The sequence below is a fragment of the Pseudomonas sp. NPDC085632 genome, assembly GCF_044541255.1.
GTDB lineage: Bacteria > Pseudomonadota > Gammaproteobacteria > Pseudomonadales > Pseudomonadaceae > Aquipseudomonas.
Window position 1 is genome coordinate 69,504 of the sequence record NZ_JBITSX010000018.1, and the last position, 26,319, is coordinate 95,822.

Annotated in this window: 18 protein-coding genes; 5 read left to right on the top strand and 13 right to left on the bottom strand. The window is 60.9% G+C overall.

All coding sequences use genetic code 11. The features are described from left to right. Positions 1-38 precede the first annotated feature (38 nt). The 9 genes from ACIF4X_RS14335 to cbiE form a co-directional block, all read right to left on the bottom strand. Positions 39-2,159 carry a TonB-dependent copper receptor gene (locus ACIF4X_RS14335; RefSeq protein ID WP_397482641.1) on the bottom strand — a complete coding sequence of 707 codons (2,121 nt, stop codon included), beginning with the start codon at positions 2,157-2,159 and terminating at the stop codon, positions 39-41. 84 nt (positions 2,160-2,243) lie between these two features. Then, the gene (locus ACIF4X_RS14340; protein WP_397482642.1) at positions 2,244-2,699 is read right to left on the bottom strand and encodes a DUF2946 domain-containing protein; all 456 of its coding nucleotides are present in this window, start codon (positions 2,697-2,699) and stop codon (positions 2,244-2,246) included. 21 nt (positions 2,700-2,720) lie between these two features. Continuing rightward, positions 2,721-3,200, bottom strand: coding sequence for a copper chaperone PCu(A)C (locus tag ACIF4X_RS14345; RefSeq protein WP_150647819.1), 480 nt, complete (start codon positions 3,198-3,200; stop codon positions 2,721-2,723). Positions 3,201-3,248: 48 nt separating this feature from the next. After that, positions 3,249-3,647 (bottom strand): DUF2946 domain-containing protein, encoded by a 399-nt coding sequence (locus ACIF4X_RS14350; protein ID WP_397482643.1) that lies wholly within the window; start codon positions 3,645-3,647, stop codon positions 3,249-3,251. A 98-nt stretch (positions 3,648-3,745) separates the two neighbouring features. Continuing rightward, a complete protein-coding gene (locus tag ACIF4X_RS14355; RefSeq protein ID WP_007914567.1) occupies positions 3,746-4,036 on the bottom strand; it encodes an addiction module antidote protein in 291 nt (96 codons plus the stop codon). A gap of 3 nt (positions 4,037-4,039) precedes the next feature. Then, positions 4,040-4,342 (bottom strand): type II toxin-antitoxin system RelE/ParE family toxin, encoded by a 303-nt coding sequence (locus tag ACIF4X_RS14360; RefSeq protein WP_397482644.1) that lies wholly within the window; start codon positions 4,340-4,342, stop codon positions 4,040-4,042. A gap of 159 nt (positions 4,343-4,501) precedes the next feature. Then, positions 4,502-5,230: a cobalt-precorrin-6A reductase gene (locus ACIF4X_RS14365; RefSeq protein ID WP_397482645.1), complete on the bottom strand. Its 729-nt coding sequence runs from the start codon at positions 5,228-5,230 to the stop codon at positions 4,502-4,504. Continuing rightward, the gene (locus tag ACIF4X_RS14370) at positions 5,227-6,324 is read right to left on the bottom strand and encodes a cobalt-precorrin-5B (C(1))-methyltransferase (protein ID WP_397482646.1); all 1,098 of its coding nucleotides are present in this window, start codon (positions 6,322-6,324) and stop codon (positions 5,227-5,229) included. The genes ACIF4X_RS14365 and ACIF4X_RS14370 overlap by 4 nt, the downstream gene beginning before the upstream one ends. Continuing rightward, positions 6,317-7,528 carry a precorrin-6y C5,15-methyltransferase (decarboxylating) subunit CbiE gene (gene cbiE / locus ACIF4X_RS14375; protein WP_397482647.1) on the bottom strand — a complete coding sequence of 404 codons (1,212 nt, stop codon included), beginning with the start codon at positions 7,526-7,528 and terminating at the stop codon, positions 6,317-6,319. Before cbiE ends, ACIF4X_RS14370 begins: the two co-directional genes overlap by 8 nt. A gap of 132 nt (positions 7,529-7,660) precedes the next feature. Between cbiE and cobG the strand changes: the two genes are divergently transcribed. The 5 genes from cobG to ACIF4X_RS14400 all read left to right on the top strand — a co-directional run bounded on the left by cobG (position 7,661) and on the right by ACIF4X_RS14400 (position 19,462). Further along, positions 7,661-8,959, top strand: coding sequence for a precorrin-3B synthase (gene cobG, locus ACIF4X_RS14380; protein ID WP_397482648.1), 1,299 nt, complete (start codon positions 7,661-7,663; stop codon positions 8,957-8,959). After that, a complete protein-coding gene (locus ACIF4X_RS14385; RefSeq protein WP_397482649.1) occupies positions 8,952-9,578 on the top strand; it encodes a precorrin-8X methylmutase in 627 nt (208 codons plus the stop codon). The genes cobG and ACIF4X_RS14385 overlap by 8 nt, the downstream gene beginning before the upstream one ends. Next, a complete protein-coding gene (locus ACIF4X_RS14390) occupies positions 9,575-10,309 on the top strand; it encodes a precorrin-2 C(20)-methyltransferase (RefSeq protein ID WP_371857758.1) in 735 nt (244 codons plus the stop codon). The genes ACIF4X_RS14385 and ACIF4X_RS14390 overlap by 4 nt, the downstream gene beginning before the upstream one ends. Then, on the top strand, positions 10,309-12,009 hold the full coding sequence (gene cobJ / locus ACIF4X_RS14395; RefSeq protein ID WP_397482650.1) for a precorrin-3B C(17)-methyltransferase: 1,701 nt from the start codon (positions 10,309-10,311) through the stop codon (positions 12,007-12,009). The genes ACIF4X_RS14390 and cobJ overlap by 1 nt, the downstream gene beginning before the upstream one ends. Positions 12,010-12,409: 400 nt before the next feature. Continuing rightward, positions 12,410-19,462, top strand: a complete 7,053-nt coding sequence (locus ACIF4X_RS14400) for a TcdA/TcdB pore-forming domain-containing protein (RefSeq protein ID WP_397482651.1) — start codon at positions 12,410-12,412, stop codon at positions 19,460-19,462. Positions 19,463-19,547: 85 nt separating this feature from the next. Here the strand turns inward: ACIF4X_RS14400 and ACIF4X_RS14405 are convergent, their stop codons facing one another. The 4 genes from ACIF4X_RS14405 to purH form a co-directional block, all read right to left on the bottom strand. Next, positions 19,548-20,144 (bottom strand): MarC family protein, encoded by a 597-nt coding sequence (locus ACIF4X_RS14405; RefSeq protein WP_007914577.1) that lies wholly within the window; start codon positions 20,142-20,144, stop codon positions 19,548-19,550. Positions 20,145-20,208: 64 nt separating this feature from the next. Beyond that, positions 20,209-22,986 (bottom strand): response regulator, encoded by a 2,778-nt coding sequence (locus ACIF4X_RS14410; RefSeq protein ID WP_397482652.1) that lies wholly within the window; start codon positions 22,984-22,986, stop codon positions 20,209-20,211. Between the two features lie 99 nt (positions 22,987-23,085). After that, positions 23,086-24,381 carry a phosphoribosylamine--glycine ligase gene (purD, locus tag ACIF4X_RS14415; RefSeq protein WP_397482653.1) on the bottom strand — a complete coding sequence of 432 codons (1,296 nt, stop codon included), beginning with the start codon at positions 24,379-24,381 and terminating at the stop codon, positions 23,086-23,088. 190 nt (positions 24,382-24,571) lie between these two features. Continuing rightward, positions 24,572-26,179 (bottom strand): bifunctional phosphoribosylaminoimidazolecarboxamide formyltransferase/IMP cyclohydrolase, encoded by a 1,608-nt coding sequence (gene purH, locus ACIF4X_RS14420; RefSeq protein ID WP_007914589.1) that lies wholly within the window; start codon positions 26,177-26,179, stop codon positions 24,572-24,574. Positions 26,180-26,319 lie beyond the last annotated feature (140 nt).

Genomic DNA, 26,319 nt, shown 5'->3' on the forward strand with positions numbered 1-26,319 from the left:
AGGGGTACCTGCGGGCTGCGATCTTTTGACTTTTCTTGTTAGAAACTCATGTCGACCTTGGTCCAGAGCGTGCGCCCCGGCTCATTGATCGCTTGCGGGTCGTTGGCCGGGTAGCCGAATCCGGCGTTGCCCGCCAGGTTCAGGTGTTCGGCGTAAGCCTTGCCGAACAGGTTGTCGACGCCGCTGCTGACCTTCCAGTGCTTGTTGATCCGATAGGCACCGTTGAGTGAGAAGACGCCGAAGCCCGAACTCTTGTCGTAATCCTTGCCGACCACGTTGCCCTTGTTCTGGTCGATACGGTTTTGCGCGGCAACCACCCTCCACAGTGCGCCGGCGCTCCAGTTGTCTTCGGTATAGGTCAGACCGAAGCGTGCATCCAGTGGCGGCATTTGCGGCAGAGCCTTGCCGTCACTGCTGTTCTTGCCCCAGGCGTAGGCCAGGGTCGCATCGGCTTTCCAGTGGTCGGTGAGTCTGTAGGCGGCACCGAGCTCACCGCCCATGATCCGCGCGTCGATGTTCTCGGCGCGCGAGGTGCTCATGCCCATCATTCCGGGCGTGTAGTCGAAGAGGATGTAGTCGCGGACCACACCGACGTAGCCCGATGCCCAGGCTTCGAGTTCGGTGCTCTTGTAGTTCACGCCGAAATCCAGCTGCGTGGTTTTTTCCGGTTTGATCGAATCGAACGCGTTGACCGATCCTGCCGGGCCGGATTTGGGCGAAAACAGCTCCCAGTAATCCGGAAAGCGCTGTGCATGACCGAGGCCCGCATAGAGCGTGGTCGGACTGTCGGCGAGATCATGCTCGTAGCGGATGAACCCGCTGGGCAGGGTGTCGGCGCGGGTGTCGTCGGCGGTCGGGTTCGGGTGGGACATCATTCCTGAGCCGCTGGTTTGCCGATAATCCTTGGCCGAGGCGCGGTCGACGCGGGCGCCGGTGATCAGCCGATCGCGGTCGGCGGCGTACCAGGTCATTTCGCTGAACACGCCGTAGTTATGGAAATCAGCGTCCTTGGTGTACGGCTGATCCTTGTAGGTATCGATGCCCATGCCGCTGCGCTGGCGGTGTTCATTGGTCTGCGCGTCGAGGCCGGTGATCAACTGGATATCAGCCCAGCGCCACGTCGCTTTGATCCGTGCGCCGAGGGTGCGGCGGTCGACATTGGATGCCATGGGACCTGCCATCATGCCGGTGCCGGACGGCGTGCGCAGGGTGTAGTTGTCCATCACGTGGTCGGCGTAGTTGTAGTAGACCTGCGCTTCGAGTTTCTCCAGCACGTCGGTGATGTTGGATTTTTCGAAGCGCAGACCGAGGCTCTCACGCAGGAACTGTGAGCCGTCCATGCCGCGTCCGGCGTAGCGCGCTTCGCCATCGCCCTTGCCGGCGGTGAGTTCGATCAAGGTGTCGGCGTCCGGCGTCCAGCCGACGGCGACGTCGCCGTTCCACTTGTCGTAGCGCGAGGCGACGATGTCGTTGTTGCCGTCGCGGTAATCGTCGGAATGCGCGGTGTTGCCAATCACGCGCACGTAGCCCAACGGGCCGCCGGCAGCGGCATCGACGACCTTGTCGAAGCGTCCGTGAGAGCCGGCCAGAATGCTCGCATTTACCCGTGTGCCGAGTTCGCCAAAGTTCTCCGGTTCACGATCAAACAGCACCGTACCCGCCGACGCGCCCGGGCCCCAAAGCACGGTTTGCGGACCTTTGATCACGGTGAGTTTGTCGTAGGTTTCCGGCGAGATGTACGAGGTTGGCGCATCCATCCGACCCGGGCAGGCACCGAGCATCACGCTGCCATTGGTGAGGATGTTCAGGCGTGAGCCGAACATGCCGCGCAGCACCGGATCGCCGTTGGTGCCGCCATTGCGCACGAGGGCGAAGCCGGGAATGGTCTTCAGGTAATCGCCGCCGTCACTGGCCGGCACCGGTTGGCGCGGGTCTTTTGGATTGGTGACGATGGTCAGCGGTGAACTCGGCGCAATCGCAGTGATTACCGTCGGACTGAGTTCTTCGTTGTGGCCGGCGTGATCATCAGCCAGCACCAGCGGGGACAGCAGTACGCCGCAAAGGACGGCGGTAGCGTGCCTGAAACGAATCCGCGATTCGTTCAAAGCGAAGGACACTGGGCTTGCGCCCGAGCGTGGAACAGCAGAAAACCTGGACATGGAAATTTCCATCAAACAGTCGTAAACGACACGGCCGGCAGCCTGAAGCTGTCTTCTCAACCGTGTGCAATCAAAGGTGCGTGTTTACGTTGCGACGGGCGGGGCGCGGGTGCGGGCGCCGGGGAAGAATGTCTGCCGGGCATGACCCAGGCGTGGATAGGGCGGGGTGAAGGTGTTCAGCGGCGGGATGTTGAAAGCGACGAAGTCGCCACCGCCGGTCAGCGCCGGACAATTGAACAACAGGCTGCAATAGCCGCACTTTTCCCACAGCACGTGGTGCGAGGATTGCGGTGGGCAGTGTTCGGCATTCGATTTCGCCTCATGCCCGGAGTGATCCATGCCCGGCATGTCCATCGACATGTCCATACTCATCGGCATGGAGGTCGAGGCGTGTTGATCCATCGGCATCGACTGAGAAATCAGTGGGCCGATGAAGATCATCAACATGGCGAACATGGCGAACAGGGCGATCCAGCTGCCGCGGGTCAGGTGTTGAGTCTGACGGCGTTGCCGGGAGGGCCTGGCGCTCAACGGGCGCATGGGCGGAGTCTGCCGCAAAGCTTACTGAGCGTGCGCGTGGGCCTGCGTGGTTTCCGGCGGCTTCTTCTGCACCGAGACTTCGACGGTGACGTCACCGGCCTTCTCGAAATGCAGCGTCAGCGGGAAGCGCTTGCCATCGCTGAGCAGGCTGCGATCGGTCGGGTTGAGCAGCATCACGTGCCAGGCCATCGGCGCAAAGGTCACGTTGCCGCCAGCGGGAATTTCCACGCTCGGCACTTGCTGCATCTTCATCAGATCGCCCTGCATCACGTGTTCGTGCAATTGCGCTTCGGGGGCAATCGGCGAGTCGACGCTGAGCAGGCGGTCGTCCGTCTTGCCGGCGTTGTGAATGATGAAATAGGCGGCGACCGTCGGTGCATTCGGCGGCAGCTCTTGCGACCACGGATGGGCGATCTCAAGTTCGCCAGCCTTGTATTCGTGGGCATGGGCAAAGCACGCCGGCAACAACAGCGCAGCGACAACGATGAGTTTGTTCAACATGGCAGTTCTCCAGAACGATTTGAAACGCAGGTCAATTGCGCGAACAAATCAAACCAGAGGGGAGGCGCGGGGATTGAGACTCGGCCATTGCTGGCGCGGTGCCGGGGTTTGCAGCGAGGCGGGCGCCACACTGCGATTGCTTTCATAGCGGGCGAAATACAGCTGCGGCGAATGCCCCGGCAGCGCCACCAACGGCGCCGAGCCTGAGCAACACCAGCAATGCTGCATGTTCGAATGAGTGTCGTTGGTCGGGGCTTTTTGATCGGTGGTGCCGATGTTGATCGCCACCATCTTCGTCCCGCTGCCGGTGCAGAAACTGCTCCAGAGCAATTGCTCGGCCGGTGAACTGGCCGCCTGCGCCATCGCCCCGGTCATCGGCATGGCGAGCATGTTGAACAGCACTGCAAAGCAGGCGATCCAGGCAAATGCTAGCCGTTGTCGGTTCATGGGACAGATCCATTGGGTGGGCGATCAGGCGCGGGCTATTTAGCCTGATCAGGGCCGATAAGTAAAAAAGCGTCGTGCGGTTTGGTGTCGCAGCGCGTTCACAGTGTTACGGCATGCAATCGCAAACCCAGAGCCTTCATGACTTTCATGATAGTTGCGAATTCGGGATTGCCAGTGCTACTCAGCGCTTTATAAAGACTTTCGCGGCCCAAGCCTGCATCCCGCGCCACTTGTGTCATGCCTTGAGCCCGGGCGATGTCATTGAGCGCTGCACGGATAAGGACGCCGTCGCCTTCATCATCGTCAAAACAGGCATCTAGATATGCCGCCATGTCCTCGGGAGTTTTGAGGTACTCGGCGGCGTCAAAACGAGCGAATTCTTCGGTCATGATTTACTCCTCATTTCCGATTTTATGAGCCATCTGCACGGCGCGTTTGATATCTCTTTTTTGTGTCGATTTGTCGCCCCCGATCAGCAGCAGATAAATCACTTCGCCTTTGCGTGTGAAGTACATCCTGTAACCAGGGCCGTAATGAACACGCATTTCATAAACAGTGTCACCGACGAACCCGCAATCACCGAAGTTGCCATTTTCGGCTGTTTTAATTCTGGAGATGATTCGGCCTTTCCCTTTGATGTCTTTCAAGGAGTCGAGCCATTCGGAAAATATGCGGGATCGTTCAAAAGCGATCATGTCGGGATCGTATTCCTTGGGATACAAGCTGGCAAGCCGCTTTTCTTGGCTGTCTGCTTGTCGGGATTAAAGGAACCGAAGTATTGGGGTGAGGATGTAGTGAAAAACAGTCGGCTGCGTCCTCAAAAATTGCAGGTAAATTCGCAAATAAACTCGAAGTCAGGAAAAGTCTGACGTCGTCAGGGCTTCAAGGACTTCAGACGCTGATCGAAACTCCCGATCAGCCCCCGGCAACTTCGGACGCTTCAACACAATCACCGGCACCCGACGCTCGCGGGCCACTTCCAGCTTCGGCTCGGTCGCGGTGCTGCCGCTGTTCTTGCTGATCAGCACATCGATCTGCCGCCGTTCGAAGAGCGCACGCTCATCCTCCAGCAGAAACGGCCCACGCGCGCCAATGACTTCGCAGCGTTCGTTGCCGGGATAAACGTCGAGGGCGCGCAGGGTCCAGAACTGCTCGGAGGGGATTTCGTCGAGGTGTTGCAGCGGTTCGCGGCCGAGGGTGAACAGCGGTCGGCGAAACGGTTTGAGGGCAGCGATCAACTCGGCCCAGTCGCTGACTTCGCGCCAGTCATCTCCGGGCTGCGGCTGCCACGCCGGACGGCGTAATGCCCAGCAAGGGATGCCGGTCAGTTGTGCGGCGCTCACGACGTTCTGGCTGATCTGTGCGGCATAGGGATGCGTAGCGTCGAGGAGCAGATCGATGCTTTCGTCTCGGATGAACTGCGCCAGTCCTTCGGCGCCGCCATAGCCGCCGACGCGCACCTGACAGCGCAGATCGGTCGGCACCCGGCCAACGCCGGCGAGGCTGTAGATATGTTGTGGCCCCAGCGTGCGGGCGATTGCCAGCGCTTCCGTCACGCCGCCGAGCAGCAATATCCGTTTCATGCAAAACCTCCGGCCTGCCCGACAATGCCGCCCTGACGATCAATCGCAAACACCTCGACCTGCACCTGCGCCGGCACCACGCTGCGGGCGAAATTCAACGCATGGCGGCAGACTTCATCACCGAGGGCGATACCCGCCGCACTGGCCATGGCCAATGCCTGCTGGCTGGTATTGGCTTCACGAATGCCTTGCTGCAACGCCTCATCGGCGCCAATCGCTGCGGCCCACTCAGCCAGTTGCGGAAGGTCGATACTCGAATGCCGCGAGTGCAAGTCCATGTGCCCGGCCGCCAGTTTGCTGATCTTGCCGAAGCCGCCGCACAGGCTGAGTTTATCCACAGGCACTTTGCGCAGATGCTTGAGCACCGCGCCGACGAAGTCGCCCATTTCGATCAGGGCGATTTCCGGCAGGTTGTAGACCCGGCGCATGGTGTCTTCACTGGCGTTGCCGGTGCAGGCAGCGATGTGCAGATAACCGTTGGTTTTCGCCACGTCGATGCCTTGATGGATCGAGGCAATGTAGGCCGCGCAAGAGAACGGCCGGACGATGCCGCTGGTGCCGAGGATCGACAGCCCACCAAGAATGCCCAGCCGTGGGTTCATGGTTTTCAGCGCCAGCGCTTCGCCGCCCTCGACGTTGACCGTGACATCGAAGCCGCCGGCATAACCGGTTTCCGCTGCGAGCAATGTCAGGTGATCGCTGATCATTTTGCGCGGTACCGGGTTGATTGCCGGCTCACCAACGCCGAGCACCAGACCCGGCCGGGTTACGGTGCCCACGCCGGCACCGGCATTGAAACGAATCCCCGGTTCGGCCATCAGCCGGATTCGCGAGTACAACAACGCGCCATGCGTCACGTCGGGATCGTCGCCGGCATCCTTGATCGTCCCGGCCTCGGCGCCATCATCTGTCAATCGACAGAACTCCAGACGCATCTGCACCTGTTTGCCCTTCGGCAAGACAATCTGCACCGCATCGGCCGACAGCCCGCCGAGCAACAGGCGTGCGGCGGCCAGGCTGGTGGCGGTGGCGCAACTGCCGGTGGTCAGGCCACTGCGCAGGGGCGTGGGTTGTTCGGCGGTTTCGTCACGCATCGAGGGGTTTGACCAGATCGAGCAGGGTGATCGGCAGCGCCTGCCGCCAGGTATCGAACTCGCCGAGCGGCTGCGCCTGGGCGACGTGGATGCGCGTCAGTTCGCCGCCGTAACGTTCGCGCCAGTTCATCAGGGCCACTTCGCTTTGCAGGGTCACGGCGTTGGCGACCAGACGGCCGCCGGGTTTGAGGCGTTCCCAGCAGGTTGCGAACACGCCCTCACGGGTCACGCCGCCACCGATGAAAATCGCGTCCGGACGCTCCAGTCCCGCGAGTGCCTGCGGTGCCTTGCCGCGAATCAGTTGCAGACCGGGCACACCCAGCGCATCACGGTTATGTTCGATCAGTTGCTGGCGACCTTCGTCGGCTTCAATGGCCAAGGCGCGGCAGCTCGGATGCGCGCGCATCCACTCGATGCCGATGGAACCACTGCCGGCGCCGACATCCCAGAGCAGTTCGCCGGGTGTCGGGGCGAGACGGGCGAGGGTGATGGCGCGTACGTCGCGCTTGGTCAGTTGGCCGTCATGCTGAAATGCCGAGTCCGGTAATCCGGCGAGACGTGAAAGGCGTGGGGCCTGTAAATCGGCCAGGCATTCTATGGCGATCACATTGAGGTCGGCTATCGGAGCGTTGTCCCAAGCGTCGGCGCTGCTGTCGATGCGCCGCTCGGCGTCACCGCCCAGATGCTCGAAAACGCTCATGCGACTCGAACCGAAGCCGCGTTCGCTGAGCAATTGCGCAACAGCCGCCGGACTCTGGCCGTCGTTGCTCAGCAACAACAGCCGCACGCCACTGAACAATTGCGCATTGAGCGCCGCCAGCGGTCGGGCCACCAGCGACAGCGTCACCACCTCCTGCAACGCCCAGCCGAGGCGGGCGGCGGCCAGTGAACAGGACGACGGCGCCGGCAGAATCAGCATCTCCTCGCTCGGTACCTGACGGGCAAGGCTGGCGCCGACGCCAAAGAACATCGGGTCACCACTGGCCAGCACGCAGACCGCTTCGCCACGCTGTTCGAGCACGGGGGCGAGGGAAAACGGGCTTGGCCACAACTGCCGCTCACCGCGAATGCACACCGGCAGCAAATCCAGTTGACGCTGGCCACCGACGATCCGCGAGGCGCCCAGCAGGGCACGCCGGGCGTTTTTGCCCAGGCCCTTGAAGCCGTCTTCACCGATTCCCACTACCGTCAGCCAGGGCGACATCTATATTCCTCTAAACAGGCCGTTCCGACGGGCAGACTTTTCATGCCAGCGGACAAAGCAGGCATAATACCGCGCCTTCGCCCACGAAGCGCCTTTCCCACGCAGCCGGTCAGCCCCTTGAACGAACGCCCGATGTCCACCGCCTTACGCCCCTCGGCCTGCCCGGGGTTGCTGCGTATCGTCCAGGCACTGGACGGCGGCATCTGCCGGATCAAGCTCAGTGGCGGCTCGATCACTGCCGATCAGGCCGACGCGGTGGCCGAGGCCGCCGAACAGTTTTCGGGCGGGGCCATTGAAGCGACCAACCGGGCCAATCTGCAGATTCGCGGGATCGGTGAGCAATCCGCCGCGCTGATCGAGCGTTTGCTGGCTGCCGGGCTCGGTCCACGCACCGCCGCCGGTGATGACGTGCGCAACCTGATGCTCAGCCCGGCTGCGGGAATCGACCGACAGATGCGCGTCGATACCCGCGCGCTGGCCGAGCAGATCCTCGACACCTTGCAACGCCATCCACGCTTTCATGAGTTGAGCGCCAAGTTCGCCGTGCAAATCGATGGCGGCGAAGCGCTGGCGATGCTCGAACATCCGCATGATCTGTGGTTGTCGGCGTTTGAGCGCGAGGGCGAAAGGTTGTGGGCGTTCGGTCTGGCCGGATGCCCGACGGATCGCGCCATCGGTGCCGTGGCGGCGGAAAACGGCCATGCGCTGGTGGTCGCTGTGCTGGAATTGTTCCTGCAACTGGCCCGCCCCGAACAGACGCGGATGCGCCATTTGCTCGATGAACTGCCGAGGCTGGCGTTTCTCGACGCCCTGCGAACGCGCGTGCCGATCAAGTCGACCAGCCAGTGGCAGCGCACCGGCGTTGCGCAGGATCTGCACATCGGCGTTCATCCGCAACAGACCTCGGGACGGGTGTACATCGGCGCCGTGCCGCCACTCGGGCGTCTTGATCCCGCGATGTTGCGCGCCGCTGCGCAACTGGCTCGGCAGTATGGCGATGGCACCCTGCGCTGCACGCCGTGGCAAAGTCTGCTGCTGCCGAATGTAAACGCGGCCGATGCTGCTGTGGTGCTCGAGGCACTTGAGCAGTCGAACCTGCTGACCCGGGCCAGCGAGCCGCTGGCACAACTGATCGCTTGCACCGGCTCCAATGGCTGCGGCAAAGGCCTGGCCGACACCAAGCAGGACGCCCGCCATCTGGCGGCCTTGCTGCCCTCGGCCCTCAACGTCCACCTCAGCGGCTGCCCGCGCTCCTGCGCTGCCGCCCACTGTGCCCCGGTGACGTTGCTGGCCGTCAATCCCGGTCATTACGACCTCTATTTTCGCGATGCGACGCTGCCGGGTTTCGGCGCGCTGCACGCACGCAACCTTACTATTGAAGCGGCCGCGACCCTGCTCGCCGCCCGCTCTCGGAGCCCCCTTGATGCTTGATTACATCCGCGACGGTCAGGAGATTTATCGCAACTCCTTCGCGATCATTCGCAGCGAGGCCAATCTGGCGCGCATCCCGGCCGATCTGGAAAAACTCGCGGTGCGGGTGATCCACGCCTGCGGCATGGTCGAAGCCGTCGACGGCCTGCAGTTCTCCGCAGGTGCGGGCAAGGCGGGGCGCGATGCGCTGGCCGCCGGAGCGCCGATCCTCTGTGATGCGCGAATGGTTTCCGAAGGCGTGACCCGTGCGCGCCTGCCGGCCAACAACGAAGTGATCTGCACCTTGCGCGACGAGAGCGTGCCTGCGCTTGCCCGTGAACTGGGCAATACTCGTTCCGCCGCCGCGCTGGAGTTGTGGCGTCCGCATCTGGAAGGCAGCGTAGTGGTGATCGGCAACGCGCCGACCGCACTGTTCTACCTGCTGGAAATGCTCGACGCCGGCGCACCGAAACCGGCGCTGATCCTCGGCTTCCCGGTGGGCTTCGTCGGCGCCGCCGAATCGAAAGCCGCGCTGGCCGCCGACAGCCGTGGCGTGCCGTTCGTGATCATGCAAGGCCGCCTCGGTGGCAGCGCCATGGCCGCCGCCGCCGTTAACGCCCTCGCCACGGAGATCGAATGATGCAGGCCAAAGGACGTTTGCTGGGCCTGGGCGTCGGCCCGGGTGATCCGGAACTGATTACCGTCAAAGCCCTGCGCCTGCTGCGCGAATCGCCGGTGGTGGCGTACTTCGTCGCCAAGGGCAAAAAGGGCAACGCGTTCGGCATCATCGAAGCGCATCTGCAACAGGCGCAGAACCTGCTGCCGCTGGTCTACCCGGTGACCACCGAAGCGCTGCCGGCACCGCTTTCCTACGAGCAGGTGATCAGCGATTTCTACGATGAAGCCGCCGAAACGCTCGCTGCACATCTGGATGCCGGTCGCGATGTGGCGGTGATCTGTGAAGGTGATCCGTTTTTCTACGGCTCTTACATGTACCTGCACGATCGCCTCGCCACCCGTTACGAAGCTCAAGTGGTGCCGGGCGTGTGCTCGATGCTCGGCGGCGCTTCGGTACTGGGTGCGCCGCTGGTGTATCGCAATCAGAGCCTGTCTGTGCTTTCCGGCGTATTGCCCCATGAGGAGCTGAAGCGACGTCTGGCCGATGCCGACGCGGCGGTGATCATGAAGCTGGGGCGCAACTTCCCCAAAGTGCGGCAGGTGCTGGAAGAACTCGGTCTGGCCGAGCGTGCGCTGTACGTCGAGCGCGCGACCATGGCCAACCAGAAGATCGTGCCGATGGATCAGGTCGAGCCGATGTCGTCGCCGTACTTCTCGCTGATCATTGTGCCGGGCGAACGGTGGCAAGGCTGATGACTCAATCCACGCCAGCCATCGTCATTCTCGGTCAGGGCAGCCTGGCCACCGCGCGGCGCATCCAGCAGGTCTATCCGGCAGCGCAGATCCACGGCCTCGCCGGGCGGGTCGAAGGCGCCGATTGCACCTATCCGGAATTCGGCGCCACCCTGCGCGCGTTGTATCAGCAGGACACGCCGATCATTGCCCTGTGCGCCGCCGGTATCGTCATCCGCACGCTGGCGCCGCTGTTGCTGGAAAAGGGCGCCGAACCGGCAGTACTCGCCGTGGCCGAAGACGGCAGCGCCGTGGTGCCGTTGTTGGGTGGTCTCGGCGGGGTGAACGTCATGGCGCGGGAAATTGCTGCCGGGCTGCAAGTCGCCGCGGCGATCACCACCAGCGGCGAGTTGCGCTTTGGCACGTGCCTGCTGAATCCGCCAAGCGGGTATGCATTGGGTGATCTGGAACTGGGCAAGCGCTTTGTCTCCGACCTGTTGGCCGGTCACAGCGTGCGCATAGAAGGCGCGGCGCCGTGGCTGGATCAGGCGCAATTGCCGGAAGATCCGCAGGCGCAGCGCTCGATTCATGTCGGCAGTGCCGCGCGTGAGGCGAGTGCCAGTGAGTTACTGATCTATCCACGCAGTGTGGCGGTGGCGGTGAGTGCTGAAACAGCGGACCTGGCGGATGCCGTTCGCAGCGCGTTGCAGCAGGCGCAAATCGCCGTGCAATCGCTGGCCTGTCTGCTGGCCAGCGAGACGCAAACGGCTTCGCCACTTTTGCGTGACGCGGCGCTTGAGCTAGGTGTGCCGCTGCGCTTTGTCGCGATGCAAAGCGACATCGAAACTCTGGCGCGTGTCGCCATACCTGCGGCAACTGTCGTTGCTGGCCACGGCATGGCAATCGCTGTCGCCGAGCAGCCATTGGATGTTTCCAGCATTGGCCGGCCACGCGGTCGTCTCGCGGTGATCGGCCTCGGCCCCGGCGCTGCCGAGCTGATGGTGCCGGCGGTAAAAGCCGAACTGGCTCGCGCTACCGATGTGCTCGGTTACGAAACCTACGTACGCATGGCCGGGCCGTTTCGCGACGATCAAGTGCAGCACTGCACCGACAACCGCGAAGAGATGCAGCGCGCCCGTCACGCCTTCAGGCTCGCCGCCGAGGGGCGTTCGGTGATCGTCGTGTCCTCGGGCGATCCCGGTGTGTTTGCCATGGCTGCGGCAGTGCTCGAAGCCTTGCACGAGTCCACGGACCCAGCGTGGCATAGCGTCGATCTGGAGATTCTGCCGGGTGTTTCCGCTTCGCTGGCCACCGCTGCACAGGCCGGCGCGCCACTGGGCCATGACTTCTGCGTGATGTCGCTGTCGGACAACCTGAAACCCTGGTCGATCATCGAAAAACGTCTGGATCTGGCCGCTGAAGCGGACCTGGCCTTGGCGTTCTACAACCCGATCTCCCGTGCGCGTCCGTGGCAACTGGGCCGGGCGCTGGAGATTGTCGCGCAGCATCGCTCGCCTGAAACCCCCGTGGTGCTGGGCCGCGACATCGGCCGTCCGGGCCAGACCCTGCGCACCACGACACTCGGCGCATTAACCCCCGAGCAGGTGGATATGCGCACCATGGTGTTGATTGGCTCGTCCACCACATGCACCTTTCCCCGCTCCAGCGGTGGTGATTGGGTTTACACACCGCGTTGGTACGGTGAAAAACCACTTTCCTGAGTGCCATGCCGAGGCAAGTTGTAAGCAAGTTGCCTCGGTGTGACATCAAGTCGAAATTCATTATCGGACGATAAGGTTTAAAACTGCGCGGTGGATCCGTTGGGAGCGCCGCTTCGTGGGTTTGTCGAATAACTCGTTACGCGTCTGTTTGTTGCCGAATCATGCAGGCAATCAACTTGTCTGTTGTTTGATGTTTCTCGGGAAATTATTTGAGTTTTGTGCTTTTTGAAGTTGCCTCGCGGGCAGACTAACTTCGTCCTGGATTCTCTCAATGAATAAAGGATGAAGTTTGATGGGTGTAATGGAGCAATATATTGATGAGTTTGATTTTATCTCGGCAGATGATTACTCAGCGTTAAAGCGAGCGTTCAAGGCGTTTTCTGGTTCTGCCGAATATGCAATGTTGGTGACGCTTTACGAGCAGGCTGGCCAGGCCACGAGCCTCGCTGAAAAGCTTCAGGTTGTAACACTGTTTCTGCAGACCTTTGAACGCTTGGCAAATCGCCATTCGGCGCCTGTGTCGGCATTGATCGATACCGTCGAAGGCAAATTGCGCGATTACGCCGCCCGTGTGGCGGGCACAGTAAACATGCTCAGTGACGTGTCCGGTCCGGTGCCGCGAATCATGCACTTTGTCTGGGTGGGCGGCAGTGAAGTCGGCAGTATTCAGCGCGATTACATGAATATCTGGCGTCAGGTTCTGGCTGCCGAGAATTATCAGTTCAATCTCTGGTACGACAGCGATGCGTTGCTGGCTTTCGAGATGAACCGGACTATATCCGACAGCGCCAGAATTGATGCGATGGAGTCAGGCGGGGAGTCCGTTACCAACCCTGGTGAACTTTCAAAAATGATCGAAGATCGTGCGCGTGTATTGAAGCGCGAGATGTTCGAATATCTGCAACAACCGCAATGGCAAGGCAAGGCGGATCAGGCCCGAATCGAACTGATGGTACGCGCCTACGGCAAGGACCGCGCGACCCTGGAAAACTTTCGTCAACACTGTTTGCAAACCCATCAGCAAATGGCCGGCAGCGATTTGCAGTTGCGTGATGTTCGTCGGGAGTTTGCCGGGCACTTTTTACAGGATGTCTATCAACGCGAAGTGGCAATGCGCGGTAACTTTGCGGCGGCAAGTGACGTTGTTCGCTTACAGGCCGAATATGCCGAAGGCGGGCGTTACAGTGACATGGATTACTTGCCGCCGCTGGCTGACAGACTGGGCGGTGTCGACATCAGCGGGTTCAGTGACGAGCAACGGCTGGGGGTGTTGCAGCTGTTGCTCAATCATGATGAAACGTTGATGCCCGGTCGCGACCGCCGGCGCTACGCCGATCACACGGACACTTTGCCTGCTGCACAGCGGCAGGCACTGCTGGACTTTGCCCGCAGCAAGCCTGGCGTCGAACATATATTCGTCGCCCCGCGTGAAGTCCACAGCCCTCGGAACGGCCTGCGTATGGGCGCGCAATTGGGCAGGGAGATGAACGCTTATCTGCTGGCACAGCCGCAAAGCGAGATGACGCTCGCGGTCATGCAATTGATCCGCTTCAACTATGACTGCCTCCAGGCCGTTGAACAGTCGGCCATCGCGTCGGCGGTGGACTGGTCGGAGACTGAACGATTGCTCGATGTCATAGAAAACGTCATGAACGAGAAAGTCGAGCAGGGACAGCTGACGCGCACACTGCGGGATTTTATCGGCAAGTTGAGCGAGGCCATTTTAAGTTACTACCGTGATGGTATTCGCGTCGGAGCGCGCGGCACCATTGCGCTTACCGGGCCCGGTGCGGCCGTTACCGGGTTGAAAAATCATGTCGAGACTCACCTTCTGCCGCACAGCGAGGTTGCGGTTCAGGAGCGCTTGCGCCTGGCCGAGGGTTACAACGTGCAGACCGAGGAGGAGGCGATTTCCGGTTGGACCGTCAATGACGACGCGGAGCAATGGCTGGCCAAAGAACAGGAAAAGTGGAAAGCCGGCAAACTCAAGTCACGCTACACCGGCCAGATGACGGATCTGCTTCAGCCGCAACAGACGCTGACGTTCAAACAAGGCTGGCCAGTAATAGGCGGTAAAGCCGTGCTGCTGACGTCGGTCCTGCAACAATTGCTGGATGATCTGGGCGAGCCCTTTGTGCGAGCCATGAGGGACAAGCTGAGCGGTGACCTTACCTTCACCAAACCTTTTTCCATCGGCTTCGATAATCGTCAGTTGATCCTTGCGCAACCTGTGCGCGAACTGCCCGTTTCCCATGGCGCCGAATCCTCAAGCAACCTCAACGAACTGCTCAGCCGCATCGCCCATGATTCTCTGCCGCTTGAACAACTCAGCCCGTTGGTGCGCGTCATGCTCGGGGGGATTTTTGGCGCGACAAGTCTGGACGACGCCAGCTTTGCCAGCGTCTGGCAAACCGTGCGCGACCTTGCTGTCGACACTGACGGCGACGGTACTTTCGCGCGTTACGATGCGGTTGAAAAAGCCCTGCGCCAGCGGCAGTCGCCCGACTTCGAGGCCGGGCTCGCGCGTGGACAGGCGCCTGCTCTCCTGACGGCGCGCGAACTCAAGGTTCAGGCACTGTTTGAGCCACTGACCTTGCGCCAATGGGGCGAACGTATCGGGCAAATCAATCGCACGGCGCAAGGCGAATACCGTTCGCGGATTCTCCAGCGCAGTGCGCAGGTGCGCGAGATGTTCTTCGAGGCTGGCGCGACCTCCGCCCGGCAACTGTCGCAGGATTTACTGATGCATACGCCCAGTGATCCGGGGCGTCGGTGTTATCCGCTGGCGTTGCTGATGGGCGCCGCGGTGGCTGCCGGCGAGTCGGCCGAACGGACACTGGTGGGGCATGTCGCGACGGCCAATATCAACCACCAGGAACTCAGTTCACAGGCTCTGCTCACTGCGTTGAATGAACTGCGTGCCTTGCCCACCAGTGCTGTTGGTGAGTCCCGCGGCTTGCAGAGTCTGGGTTCGGTCATACAGACACTGGAGGCGAAAAGTGCATCCGCCGTTCTGTTGCTCGACACCGGCGATCACGCTTTGCTGGTGGCCAAAGTGCAGGCAGGAGACCAGTTCGTCTACCGATTCTATGACCCGAACTTCGCCATTTATGCGTTCGCCGCAGGTGCACATATGCAATCTGGCGTTGAGCGTTATCTGAGCGCCGGCGACAGTGCGCTGGCCAGGCTCTACGGCTTGGGCGACATGGCCGGGGCGCGATTCAACGTGATCGAGTTGAACACCGAGGCGATGGCGGTCCGCAAGCTATCGACGGGTTTGCGCCTGGACAGTTTTTTGCGCATTCCTTCGAGTGATTCAGGCCGTGTTCCGGTCTGGGCAAAGCAGGCCGTGGCGCGTCAGCGTTCGCTCAGCGAAAACGCGCGAATGGGCGCCAGCCTGGCGCAAGTGGACGCGCGCTACTGGGCGCAGGCGTTTGCTCAGGCCATGCAGCAGTTGCGCAGTGAGCACTCGCTGGGGCGTGAATATTTGCCGTTGCTGGAAACGCTCAAACCTCAGGCGGACGGCGATTTTTCGCTGAAGCTGGTCGACGCGCAGAATCCGTATCAGGTGCGAACAGTGAGCACGGCCGACCCGCGCTTCACTCAGCTCAAGCAGCATCTGCATCAGCGCGTAAAGGCCGGCAAACCGAGTGGTCCGGCGGAGGCTGATGGCGGTAGCCGCTTGAGTTTCGCCTTTGCGATCCAGACGCTGATCAGCGAAATGCGCCATCGTGAAGACCAGGCCGGTGATCGGTTACCAGCCTTGTCGATTGCGTTACAGGTTCAGGTTTACGTCAGCTATGCGCAGTTGGGTTTTGGTGTGCTCAGCGATACCGCGCAGATGATCAACCTGGTGCGGCAAGTGGTGGCCAGTGAACAGGCGTTGGTCTTGCGCCAGTCGTCGTTGTCCGGCCGTGTGCTCGGTCGTGCGGCAACAGGCGTTGGTTTTGCGTTTTCGCTGGTCAACATCGGCTTCGACATTCACAACCTTTCACTGGCGCAAAATCACGAGCAGCGCTCGCGGTTCTCTACGTCTCTGGCGTTCAATACGGTGGCGTTGGCACTGGATGTAGTTGCACTGGCGGCAGGCGGAACGGTGGGGGGAGCGGCGGCTTTTCTGTCTGTGCCGTTGCTCGGTATCGGTATCGGAGCCACTGCCATCGCCAGCAATCTTGGGCAGATTGCCGACAAGGCAACAGCGGTCGGCAATCATTTGCGAGCCATCCACAACGCTTACAAACCGGGCGCTTTCACGGTCGCAGAGGGGGTGTTGCAATTCCCGCCAGAAGCCGTGATCACCCACCTGGATCTGCAGGAAAGGCGGGTTCGTTTTGACAGCCAGCGCTTTTATCCTTGGGGCGGCGGCGCACTCGAATTGCCGCAATACAACGATGATCCGCAACAGATACAGCATTCCCTCAATATCCGGCAGGCCTTGGGTCTCCCCGAGAACGCAGCACTGCATATCCAGGGGGCTGCCGCTTTCAATAGCGTGGTGTTGCCCTGCACACCGCTTTGCTATTACGGCTACGAATATCAACTGGGAGGCGCGGGCCATGTGTACGAGCCGTTGCCCGGAGAGCAGGTCGAGCCTCGCCACACCAGTGAAATGCCTGAACCCCACTGGTACTCGCATTTCAATGCGTTCACGGCACTGGGCGATACGCTGGCGACCCGTCTGGATACGCGCATCCACACACGCTATCCGCAATTGCGCAACAGTACGGCGGACAAGCTGGAATACGACGAGCAGGGTAACCGGCGTTTTTACCTGCACAGCACGCCGTCGTTAAAACACATCCTGTACAAACTGCATCCGGTCTACAAACCCACGACGATCAGCGTGCAACTGGATGAGCATGTGCGCCAATTAGTGGTTCCCACTTTGCCGCTGGAGTGTCAGCAAAAGCTGTCCTACGAAATTTCCTCCACATCAGGCCGCTGTCAGCTGCGTCTGACGCCGGGATTGCGAGCGGTGGCGTTCAAGGGCCCAGGCCAATGGCTGGTGCATGCACCCTGGGTCGACGTCGAGCAGGTCAGCTTCCACGACGGACCAACGATGGATGACGGCGTCAAGCGGACGCATATGGCGGGGCGGCAACTAACGGTCGACGGTATCGTGCTGTCGGCGTTCGAGGGGCTGATCGAACTGGCCGCAGGAGAGTTGTTTCAACTGGACTGGCAACGCAATGCACTGCGCCTGGCTGCCATCACCCTCGGCGATGATAAAAACAATCCGCGTGATGTCCTTGCCCATCTGCGCCAGCGAGGCAATGAGGGGCGCCTGGGCACGGGTTACGTCACGCTTCACCGGTTCATGGTTCCGTTCAATCCGGCCAGCGACGCGGTGCGCACGACGGCCTTTTACGATGTCGCGCAACGACGCTTGTTGTACGCGCGCAATTTGCCGCGCGAAGTCAACGAGGGCCTGATGCTGGGCGCCGCCAACGCTGATCATGCATGGTTTTATCATCCCGACCATGCCACGGTCTGGCGCGTCGATGTGATCACCGGCCTGGTCGTACATCGTTATCGGTTACTGAGTCTGGAACCCGGTACGAAAATCACCGCTTTCGAGCAATTGGCGGACGGCACCCTGCGAGTTTCGCAGCGGTTGGTTGAGCAAACATCCGTGAGCGTGCGCACGACACTGCAATTCCATCTGTCCGATCGCGAAGTGACGCTGACGGACATCAACCTGTGGTCGCCCGGTCTGGAAAACTCTTTCCTCAAGCCCGAGGAGGGGACGAGAATCGCGTTTTTCCGCCATCGCCAGAAACAGCGTCGTCCCTACGCCGACGAGACACCTGGCATGGCTTCGCCCATCAGTACCTGGAGCTACGCGCCGTACATTCACGCCCGTGCCTGGTCCTTCGATCGGCTGCTCGAGCGGGCATGGATTGCCGCGCATCACGACAGGTACTTCCGAGCTGATGCCGACAGTGACGCGGACCGGGTGATGTTGATGCCACGATCCGCTGATCCCGCCGCTGCGCTGCTGTTTTACAGCAAGCAAAATCAAATGCTCAGTCATGGCATCGAGCTGCGTGACAACGTGCCATGGCACAAGGCACTGGCGAAAAACGTGATTGACGTGACGCGTGTTGGCGAAAGCTTCCTGGCCACTCAGGACGATGGGCGGCTGTTCGAAATTGATCTCGGTGCCAAGGATGACAACTGGTTGTCCGAACTTGATAGAAATGTTCTGAAGTTTGTCGGCCTCGGTCAGCGTTGGCTGCAACAACACCCCGATTGGCTGGCGGCGTTACCGGCCCTGGCCAAGGAATACAGCAGCACCGCGTTTGCGATCATCGGCCTGCGTGCCCACGCGGGTCAGACACATCTGCCTGTATGGTGTATTGACGAAAAGCTTGTGCTGATGGACGCACTGGGCAGCCACGAGCACATGTTGCTGGGGCTGACGCCCGACCGGCAGGCGGTCTGGCTGCTTGATGTTACTTCCGGGCAACTGTGGCGCCAGACGCTGGTCCCCCTCGAACAGGTGCGCATGGCGTTCGGCAGCGGCAGCGTATTACGGCATCGCCAGGCGTTGCCACAGGCCGAGCGTGTGTGGTCATCGTGGGCGTTTTGTGAAGTGCTGCCGCATGGTGACGGGCTGCTCGGGCGTACCTGCGAAGGTGTGACGCTGCAACTGCAGGATCAGCAACCGGCGCGAATCGTCGGCATGGAAAACCGCTGGTCAGACGTCCTTGGCCAGACACCTGCGCAGTTGCAGGAGCGTTTGAAGCAGCGGCTGAAGGGGCAAGCCCATGCCGCGTTTATCCCCGTGGAAAACACCGGCAATCGATACCAATACTATGTTCCGACGCTTGATCGACTATTCGATGTGTCCGCACGGGACGACGGAAAATGGGCGACGTTTCTTGGTACGCGTAACGGGGCCAATCCGTTGCTGTTCGACCCGATTGACCAATTGATCTTCAGCGCTGGAACGGCCGATGGCGTTGGGTTGCCGGACAGTTACGCCCACCGTGACGAGGAGGTCATGGTGCTGGAAGTGAGTGACGACTTCACCGCGGTGCAGCCATTGCTTCCTGACAATATCGAAAGGTTGATTCTGACCTTTGGTTCGCGCACGGAGGGTTATCGGATATCGGCCGCAAGCTGGCAGCGTCTGGATTGCATCGTCGTGGATGTACGGCGTCCATTCGGGGAGCAGAAGATAGAACCTGGCTCGTTGGTGCTGGATATACCTGAGTGCGGTCATTGGCTGATGTCGCGGGTCGATAACCACTTGGTGCTCGCCGACCCGGACAACGGCCACAGTCTGATCGTTCGCGGGATCGAGGAGCAGGGTACGTGCGAACTGGCGGTCAGAATCGCTGGGCGTCAATACCTGTGCGCACTCGAGCAATGGTTGAAAGCCTTTGCGAGCGTACAGGGCAATGACGTTATTGCCAGCCTGGCGGTGGTGGCTGAACGTTTGCCCTGAGCGGTAAATTCGTCTGAAAAGCAAAACGCCGCGAACGTTGTCGTTCGCGGCGTTTTAATGTTGGCCGGCGCGCCGGGGACCTGCATCAGGGCACCAAATAGCCTTTAATCCCGGTAAAAATGATCTGCGCTGCCAGGGCGCAGACAAACAATCCCATCAAACGACTGACGATCTGCAATCCCTGATCGCCCAGAATCCGCTCGATACGATTCGACAGATACAGCACCACGCCCACGGTGAAACTGGCCAGTGCAATACTGATGATCGCGGTGAGCTTGTCGTCCCAATGCGGCTGACTGACACCCATCACCAGCAAAGCACCGATGGTGCCCGGACCCACAGTCAGCGGAATAGTGAGCGGCACGATGGTGACGTCCTGTTGCACGTTGTCTGCCTGCACCGCCGGTTTGCCCTGCGCCATGCCCAATGCCGAAATGAACAGCACACTGCCGGCACCAATGCGGAAAGCATCCACGGTGATGCCGAACACATCGAAAATCACCCGCCCGAACAGATACAGCAAAACGCTGGAGACCAGCGTGGCCACGGCGACTTTCCAGGCTAGGCGCCGTTGCTCCTTGCGTGAATAACCGCGGGTCAGGCTGATAAAGCAGGACAACACGAAGAACGGGCTGTAGAGCACCAGCATCTTCAGGTAAACGCTGAACAACACATGGAGCATGGTGCAAGCTCACTGGCGAGGGAAGTCGTGGGGGAGTCTATCAGGCGCTCCGAGGCCTGTGGGCTCAGGAGGTTGGCGTCGTGGCCCGGTTCTGCTGATCACGCTGGGCCACCCAGTGCTCGATCAGCTCGCGCAGTTGCGACAGTTCGACCGGTTTGGACATGTGCCCATCCATCCCGGCCTGACGCGCGCGCTCTTTGTGTTCAGCGAGAATGTGCGCCGTCAACGCCACGATCGGCGTGCGAATGCGTTGGTTGCTGACTTCCCAGGCGCGCAATTGCTGGGTCGCCGAGAAGCCATCGAGGATCGGCATCTCGCAGTCCATCAGTACCAGGTCGTAACGCTGGGCTTTCATCGCTTGCAGGGCTTCTTCGCCGTTGGCAGCGGTGTCCGGTTGCAGATTGAGCTTGCCGAGCATGCCGCGAATCACTTTGGTCGAAATCGTGTTGTCTTCGGCGACGAGGATGCGGAAGTCGCTCGGCACTTTGGCGGCGGTGGCCGGGGTGACCACTTGTGGCTGGAACACTACCTGGCCTTTGTTGCGCTGATTGAGCTCGTCGGCCAGGGTAGTCTTGAGGGTATAGCCGGCCACCGGTTTGGCGAGGATGCGCTTGATCCCCGAGTTGCGCGCGATGATCTTGCTCGGCGCATTGCTGATGCCGGTGAGCATGATCAGCAGGATGTCGTGGTTCAGGCTCGGGTCTTCCTTGATCTTGGCCGCGAGCTGCATGCCAGTCATGCCCGGCATGTTTTGGTCGAGCAACACCACATCAAAGTAATCACGCAGGTGCGCCTTGGTTCGCAGCAAGGCCAACGCTTCCTTGCCGGAAGGCACGGCGCTGACATTCAGGCCCCAGGCGCTGCATTGCTGGACCAGCACTTTGCGACAGGTATCGTTGTCGTCGACCACCAGTACCCGTGCGCCTTGCAGAGGACTGTCGAGATCAGAGGTCGGGTGTTCGAGGCGATCCGGATCCAGCGGCAAGGTCAGCCACAAGGTGCTGCCCTGACTGGCACCGCTCTTGATGCCGAATTCGCCTTGCATCAAACGGATCAATTGCCGCGCAATGACCAGTCCGAGATTGCCGCCCAAGCGATTCGCCGAGAGGAAGTGTTTGCTGTGCAGCTCGGCGTGCATCAGCGCATCGCGTTCTTCCTGCTCCATTGGCGCGCCACTGTCCTGCACGGCGATGCGCAGGCGTGGCTTGCTGCTGCGTTCGTCGAGTGCGACGACGATCAGCACTTCACCTTCATCGGTTTTCTTCAGGGCGTTTTCCAGCAGACTCAGCAGCGTCTGGCGCAGACGCGTCGGGTCACCGCTGATCACTCGCGGCACTTGCGGCTGGATGAAACTGATCAGTTCGACGTTCTGCTGTTCGGCCTTGGCGCGATAGATGCTCAGGCAATCATCGATCAAGGCATTGAGGTCGAACTGCACGTCGTCGAGCTCGATCTGTCCGGATTCGAGCTTGGAGATGTCGAGAATTTCGTTGATCAACGTCAGCAGTTCGTTGCCGGCGCTGTGGATGGTCTGCACGTAGTCGCGTTGCTTGACCGACAGTGGCGTGCCCAGCAGCAGTTCGGTCATGCCCAGAACACCGTTCATTGGCGTGCGGATTTCGTGGCTGATCTTGGCGAGGAACTCGGCTTTGGCGTTGATCTCGGCATTGCTCGCGGCGAGATCGCGGCTGACGCTGAAACGGCTTTCGGTGATGCTGCGCTGACGCTCACCGAGGGCGATGCTCATCAACAGGCCGCTGATGCAGATGAACGCCATCAGGGTCATGATCAAGCCTTGCGGCGACACCAGCGTCAGCCCCAGCAAGGCCGGAAGAATGATCAAGGTGCCGATGTTGAACACCACCATCGCGGCGACGAACAAACGCGCCGGACGGTAACCTTTCTGCCAGTGATAGAACGCGACGAACAACATGCTCAGGCCGGCCAGCGCCACCAGTGCATACGTGATGATGTTCAGCGGCAGGGTGTTGACGAACAACAGCAACAGGCTGCAGGTCACGATAAACAGGATGTCGCCGATCAACAGCTTGTTCAGCGGGTGCGGGCCGAGCGGGGCGAAGAAGCGATAGGCGAACATCAATCCGGCGGGAGCCGTCAGCAGCAACGCCAGATAGGCGCCCGGCGTCTGCACCGCATGCCAGTTCGGCAACCAAGGGCCGGCGAGGTTTAGCAACAACAGCAGGCTCAGGCCCAACAGGCCTTCGCAGACCGCCAGCCATAAGCTGCTGCGCGAGCGGGAATAGACGTAGCGCACCAGGTTGTGCAACAGCAGCATGCCGAGGCAACCGAACAGTAAACCGAAGACCAGCGTCTGATTGTGATTGGCTGCGCTCATCACCGCCGATTGCAAGGTAACGTGCGGGCGCAACTGATGGTCGGACACCAGGCGCAGATAGACATCGAGGGGTTTGTCGCTCTGCGGCAACGGCAACATGAAGTCGCTGCTCGGCAATGGCCGTTCGGCCTGTGGCTGGTCGGTGCCGGTGTTGCGCTGCTCGATCAGCTTGTCACCGTCGAGCACGTAGAGATTGAGCTTTGACAGGTCAGGGGCAAAGATACGCAGCACTTGTTCGTGCTTGCCCGGCGCCAGCCTGAAACGCAGCCACAAGGCGCCGTCGGGCTCGGACGCCGTGAGGCGGTCGAGGTCGATGGGGCTGAATTGATTGGTGTAGCGAGCGGAGCGGATGTCGCTCAGTTGCAGATTGCCCTGATCGTCGAGCAATACCGACCAGCCACTGCCTTGCGCGGCCTGGGCCGGGAGCATGCAGAGCAAGGTCAGCAACGTGACGGTGAAGCTTATGGCAATCCTGAGCCAGCGCACGGCGAAATCCCTTCGTAGGTTGATGCCAGAATATAACGATGCGCGGCGGTGGAACAGCCCGGCGAGGAACGGTATCCCTCGCCGGACGTGATCGACAGCTTATTCCTGGGTTTCGCCACGCTCACGGGCAATGGCGCGGTAGCCAATGTCCTTGCGGTAGAAGCAGCCTTCCCAGTCGATCGCTGCTGCCAGCTTGTAGGCTTGCTGCTGCGCTTCACCGACGCTGGCGCCCATTGCAGTGGCGCAGAGCACGCGACCGCCGGCAGTGACGACGTTGCCGTCTTTGAGTGCCGTACCGGCGTGGAAGACTTTGCCTTCCAGCTTCGCCGCAGCATCGAGACCGTTGATCGCTGTGCCCTTGGCGTAGTCGCCCGGGTAGCCGCCAGCGGCCAATACAATGCCGACGCTCGGGCGTGGATCCCACTGTGCTTCGACCTTGTCCAGCGCTTGCGCCAGTGCCGCTTCAACCAGCAGCACCAGGCTCGACTGCAGACGCAGCATTACCGGTTGGGTTTCCGGGTCGCCGAAGCGGCAGTTGAACTCGATAACCTTCGGATTACCGGCCTTGTCGATCATCAGACCGGCATAGAGGAAACCGGTGTAGACGTTGCCCTCTTCAGCCATGCCGCGCACGGTCGGCCAGATCACCAGGTCCATCACGCGCTTGTGCACGTCAGCGGTGACCACCGGGGCAGGGGAGTAAGCGCCCATGCCGCCGGTGTTCGGGCCGCTGTCGCCGTCGCCAACACGTTTGTGGTCCTGGCTGGTGGCCATCGGCAAAACGTTTTTGCCGTCGACCATGACGATGAACGAGGCTTCTTCGCCGTCGAGGAATTCTTCGATGACCACGCGCGAACCGGCGTCGCCAAACGCATTGCCGGCGAGCATGTCACGCACGGCGTCTTCGGCTTCAGCCAGGGTCATGGCGACGATCACGCCTTTACCGGCGGCCAGGCCATCGGCCTTGATCACGATCGGTGCGCCTTTTTCACGCAGATAAGCCAGGGCCGGCTCGATCTCGGTGAAGTTCTGGTAGTCGGCGGTCGGGATCTTGTGACGCGCGAGGAAATCCTTGGTGAAGGCTTTCGAGCCTTCCAGTTGCGCAGCGCCGGCAGTCGGACCGAAGCAGTCCAGGCCACGGGAGCGGAACAGATCGACGACGCCAGCCACCAGCGGCACTTCCGGGCCGACGATAGTCAGGGAAACGTTTTTCTCGGCGAAGTCGGCCAGTTGCTCAAGGGCCAGCACGTCGATGGCGACGTTCTCGCACTTGGCTTCAATGGCGGTGCCAGCATTGCCCGGTGCAACGAACACCTTCTGCACGCGCGGATCCTGAGCCACTTTCCAGGCCAGGGCGTGTTCACGGCCACCGCTGCCAATGATCAAAACATTCATTTCAAAAACCTCGGATGACGCTAATTCTGTTTTTAGAACCTAAAGCGCTTCACGCTGTAGGAGGTCGCAATGAAGTCGGTAGATGCAAGGCGGAGTCGACCTCGATGAGCGGAGTTGCCTTTTGGCAATGAGCATCATCGAGGTCGGCTCCAACGCAGCAGATGCCGGCTTCAGTGCGGCCGTCGACTGGTTAGTGACGGAAGTGGCGCATGCCGGTGAATACCATGGCGATGCCGGCTTCATCAGCAGCAGCAATCACTTCGGCGTCACGCATCGAGCCACCCGGCTGGATCACCGCAGTGATACCGACCTTGGCTGCGTTATCCAGACCATCACGGAACGGGAAGAACGCGTCCGAGGCCATCACCGAACCGGCCACTTGCAGACCGGCGTGCTCAGCCTTGATCGCAGCGATACGCGCCGAGTTTACGCGGCTCATCTGGCCAGCGCCGACACCGATGGTCTGACGGTTCTTGGCGTAGACGATGGCGTTGGACTTAACGTACTTGGCGACTTTCCAGGCGAAGATCAGGTCATGGATTTCCTGTTCGGTCGGGGCGCGCTTGGTCACGACTTTCAGGTCATCGGCGCTGATCATGCCGATGTCACGGCTCTGCACCAGCAGACCACCGTTGACGCGCTTGTAGTCCCACGCAGCAGCGCGGTCTGCCGACCACTCGCCGCAGGCCAGCAGGCGCACATTGGCTTTCGCCGCGACGATGGCGCGGGCCTCTTCGCTAACGCTTGGGGCGATGATCACTTCCACGAACTGACGCTCGACGATCGCCTTGGCGGTCTCGGCATCCAGTTCACGGTTGAAGGCGATGATGCCGCCGAACGCCGATTCGGTGTCGGTGGCGTAAGCCAGTTCATAGGCCTGACGGATGCCGCCTTCGGCGTCCGGGCTGACTGCCACGCCGCACGGGTTGGCGTGCTTGACGATCACGCAGGCAGGTTTGACGAAGCTTTTCACGCATTCCAGCGCGGCGTCGGTGTCGGCCACGTTGTTGTACGACAGCTCTTTGCCTTGCAGTTGGGTTGCGGTGGCGATGCCGACTTCGGCGGGCTTGGCTTCAACGTAGAACGCCGCGCTCTGATGCGGGTTCTCGCCGTAGCGCATTTCCTGAGCCTTGATGAACTGGCTGTTGAAGGTGCGCGGGAATTCGCTGCGGCCTTCAGTGCTCAGCGTTTCGGCTGCCTGATTCACGGTGCCCATGTAGTTGGCGATCATGCCGTCGTAGGCAGCGGTGTGTTCGAAGGCCTTGAGCATCAGGTCGAAACGCTGAGCGTAGGTCAGACCGCCGGCCTTGAGGCCTTCCAATACACTGGCGTAGTCGCTGGCATTCACCACGATCGCTACGTCTTTATGGTTTTTCGCTGCCGAACGGACCATGGTCGGCCCGCCGATGTCGATGTTCTCGATTGCGGTCGGCAGGTCGCAGCCTGGCTTGTTGATGGTGGCTTCGAACGGGTACAGGTTGACCGCCACCAGATCGATCGGCTTGATGCCGTGCTCGCTCATGATCGCATCGTCGATACCGCGACGACCGAGGATGCCGCCGTGGATTTTCGGGTGCAGGGTTTTCACCCGACCGTCCATCATTTCGGCGAAACCGGTGTAATCCGCGACTTCCACTGCGGCAACACCGTTGTCGCGCAGCAGCTTGAACGTTCCGCCCGTGGAGAGGATCTCGACGCCCAGGGCTTCAAGCTCCTTGGCGAATTCGAGGATCCCGGTCTTGTCGGAAACGCTGATCAAGGCGCGGCGGATCGGCAGGCGGGTAGTCTGGTCGGTCATCTCAATTTCCATCAAAAGCAAAGGAAGTCAGCAAAAAAGGCGACCGTTTTTTACGCGGGCGCCTTTCTGGTTTGATTGAATGCTTACAGCAGTTGGTTCTGGTTGAGTGTGTTGCGCAGCGGGCGGGGGTTAGGTCGCTG

Coding starts and splice junctions, on each gene's coding strand:
- ACIF4X_RS14335 (WP_397482641.1), bottom strand. CDS start 2,159: ATGTCCAGGTTTTCTGCTGTTCCACGCTCGGGCGCAAGCCCAGTGTCC.
- ACIF4X_RS14340 (WP_397482642.1), bottom strand. CDS start 2,699: ATGCGCCCGTTGAGCGCCAGGCCCTCCCGGCAACGCCGTCAGACTCAA.
- ACIF4X_RS14345 (WP_150647819.1), bottom strand. CDS start 3,200: ATGTTGAACAAACTCATCGTTGTCGCTGCGCTGTTGTTGCCGGCGTGC.
- ACIF4X_RS14350 (WP_397482643.1), bottom strand. CDS start 3,647: ATGAACCGACAACGGCTAGCATTTGCCTGGATCGCCTGCTTTGCAGTG.
- ACIF4X_RS14355 (WP_007914567.1), bottom strand. CDS start 4,036: ATGACCGAAGAATTCGCTCGTTTTGACGCCGCCGAGTACCTCAAAACT.
- ACIF4X_RS14360 (WP_397482644.1), bottom strand. CDS start 4,342: ATGATCGCTTTTGAACGATCCCGCATATTTTCCGAATGGCTCGACTCC.
- ACIF4X_RS14365 (WP_397482645.1), bottom strand. CDS start 5,230: ATGAAACGGATATTGCTGCTCGGCGGCGTGACGGAAGCGCTGGCAATC.
- ACIF4X_RS14370 (WP_397482646.1), bottom strand. CDS start 6,324: ATGCGTGACGAAACCGCCGAACAACCCACGCCCCTGCGCAGTGGCCTG.
- cbiE (WP_397482647.1), bottom strand. CDS start 7,528: ATGTCGCCCTGGCTGACGGTAGTGGGAATCGGTGAAGACGGCTTCAAG.
- cobG (WP_397482648.1), top strand. CDS start 7,661: ATGTCCACCGCCTTACGCCCCTCGGCCTGCCCGGGGTTGCTGCGTATC.
- ACIF4X_RS14385 (WP_397482649.1), top strand. CDS start 8,952: ATGCTTGATTACATCCGCGACGGTCAGGAGATTTATCGCAACTCCTTC.
- ACIF4X_RS14390 (WP_371857758.1), top strand. CDS start 9,575: ATGATGCAGGCCAAAGGACGTTTGCTGGGCCTGGGCGTCGGCCCGGGT.
- cobJ (WP_397482650.1), top strand. CDS start 10,309: ATGACTCAATCCACGCCAGCCATCGTCATTCTCGGTCAGGGCAGCCTG.
- ACIF4X_RS14400 (WP_397482651.1), top strand. CDS start 12,410: ATGTTGGTGACGCTTTACGAGCAGGCTGGCCAGGCCACGAGCCTCGCT.
- ACIF4X_RS14405 (WP_007914577.1), bottom strand. CDS start 20,144: ATGCTCCATGTGTTGTTCAGCGTTTACCTGAAGATGCTGGTGCTCTAC.
- purD (WP_397482653.1), bottom strand. CDS start 24,381: ATGAATGTTTTGATCATTGGCAGCGGTGGCCGTGAACACGCCCTGGCC.
- purH (WP_007914589.1), bottom strand. CDS start 26,179: ATGACCGACCAGACTACCCGCCTGCCGATCCGCCGCGCCTTGATCAGC.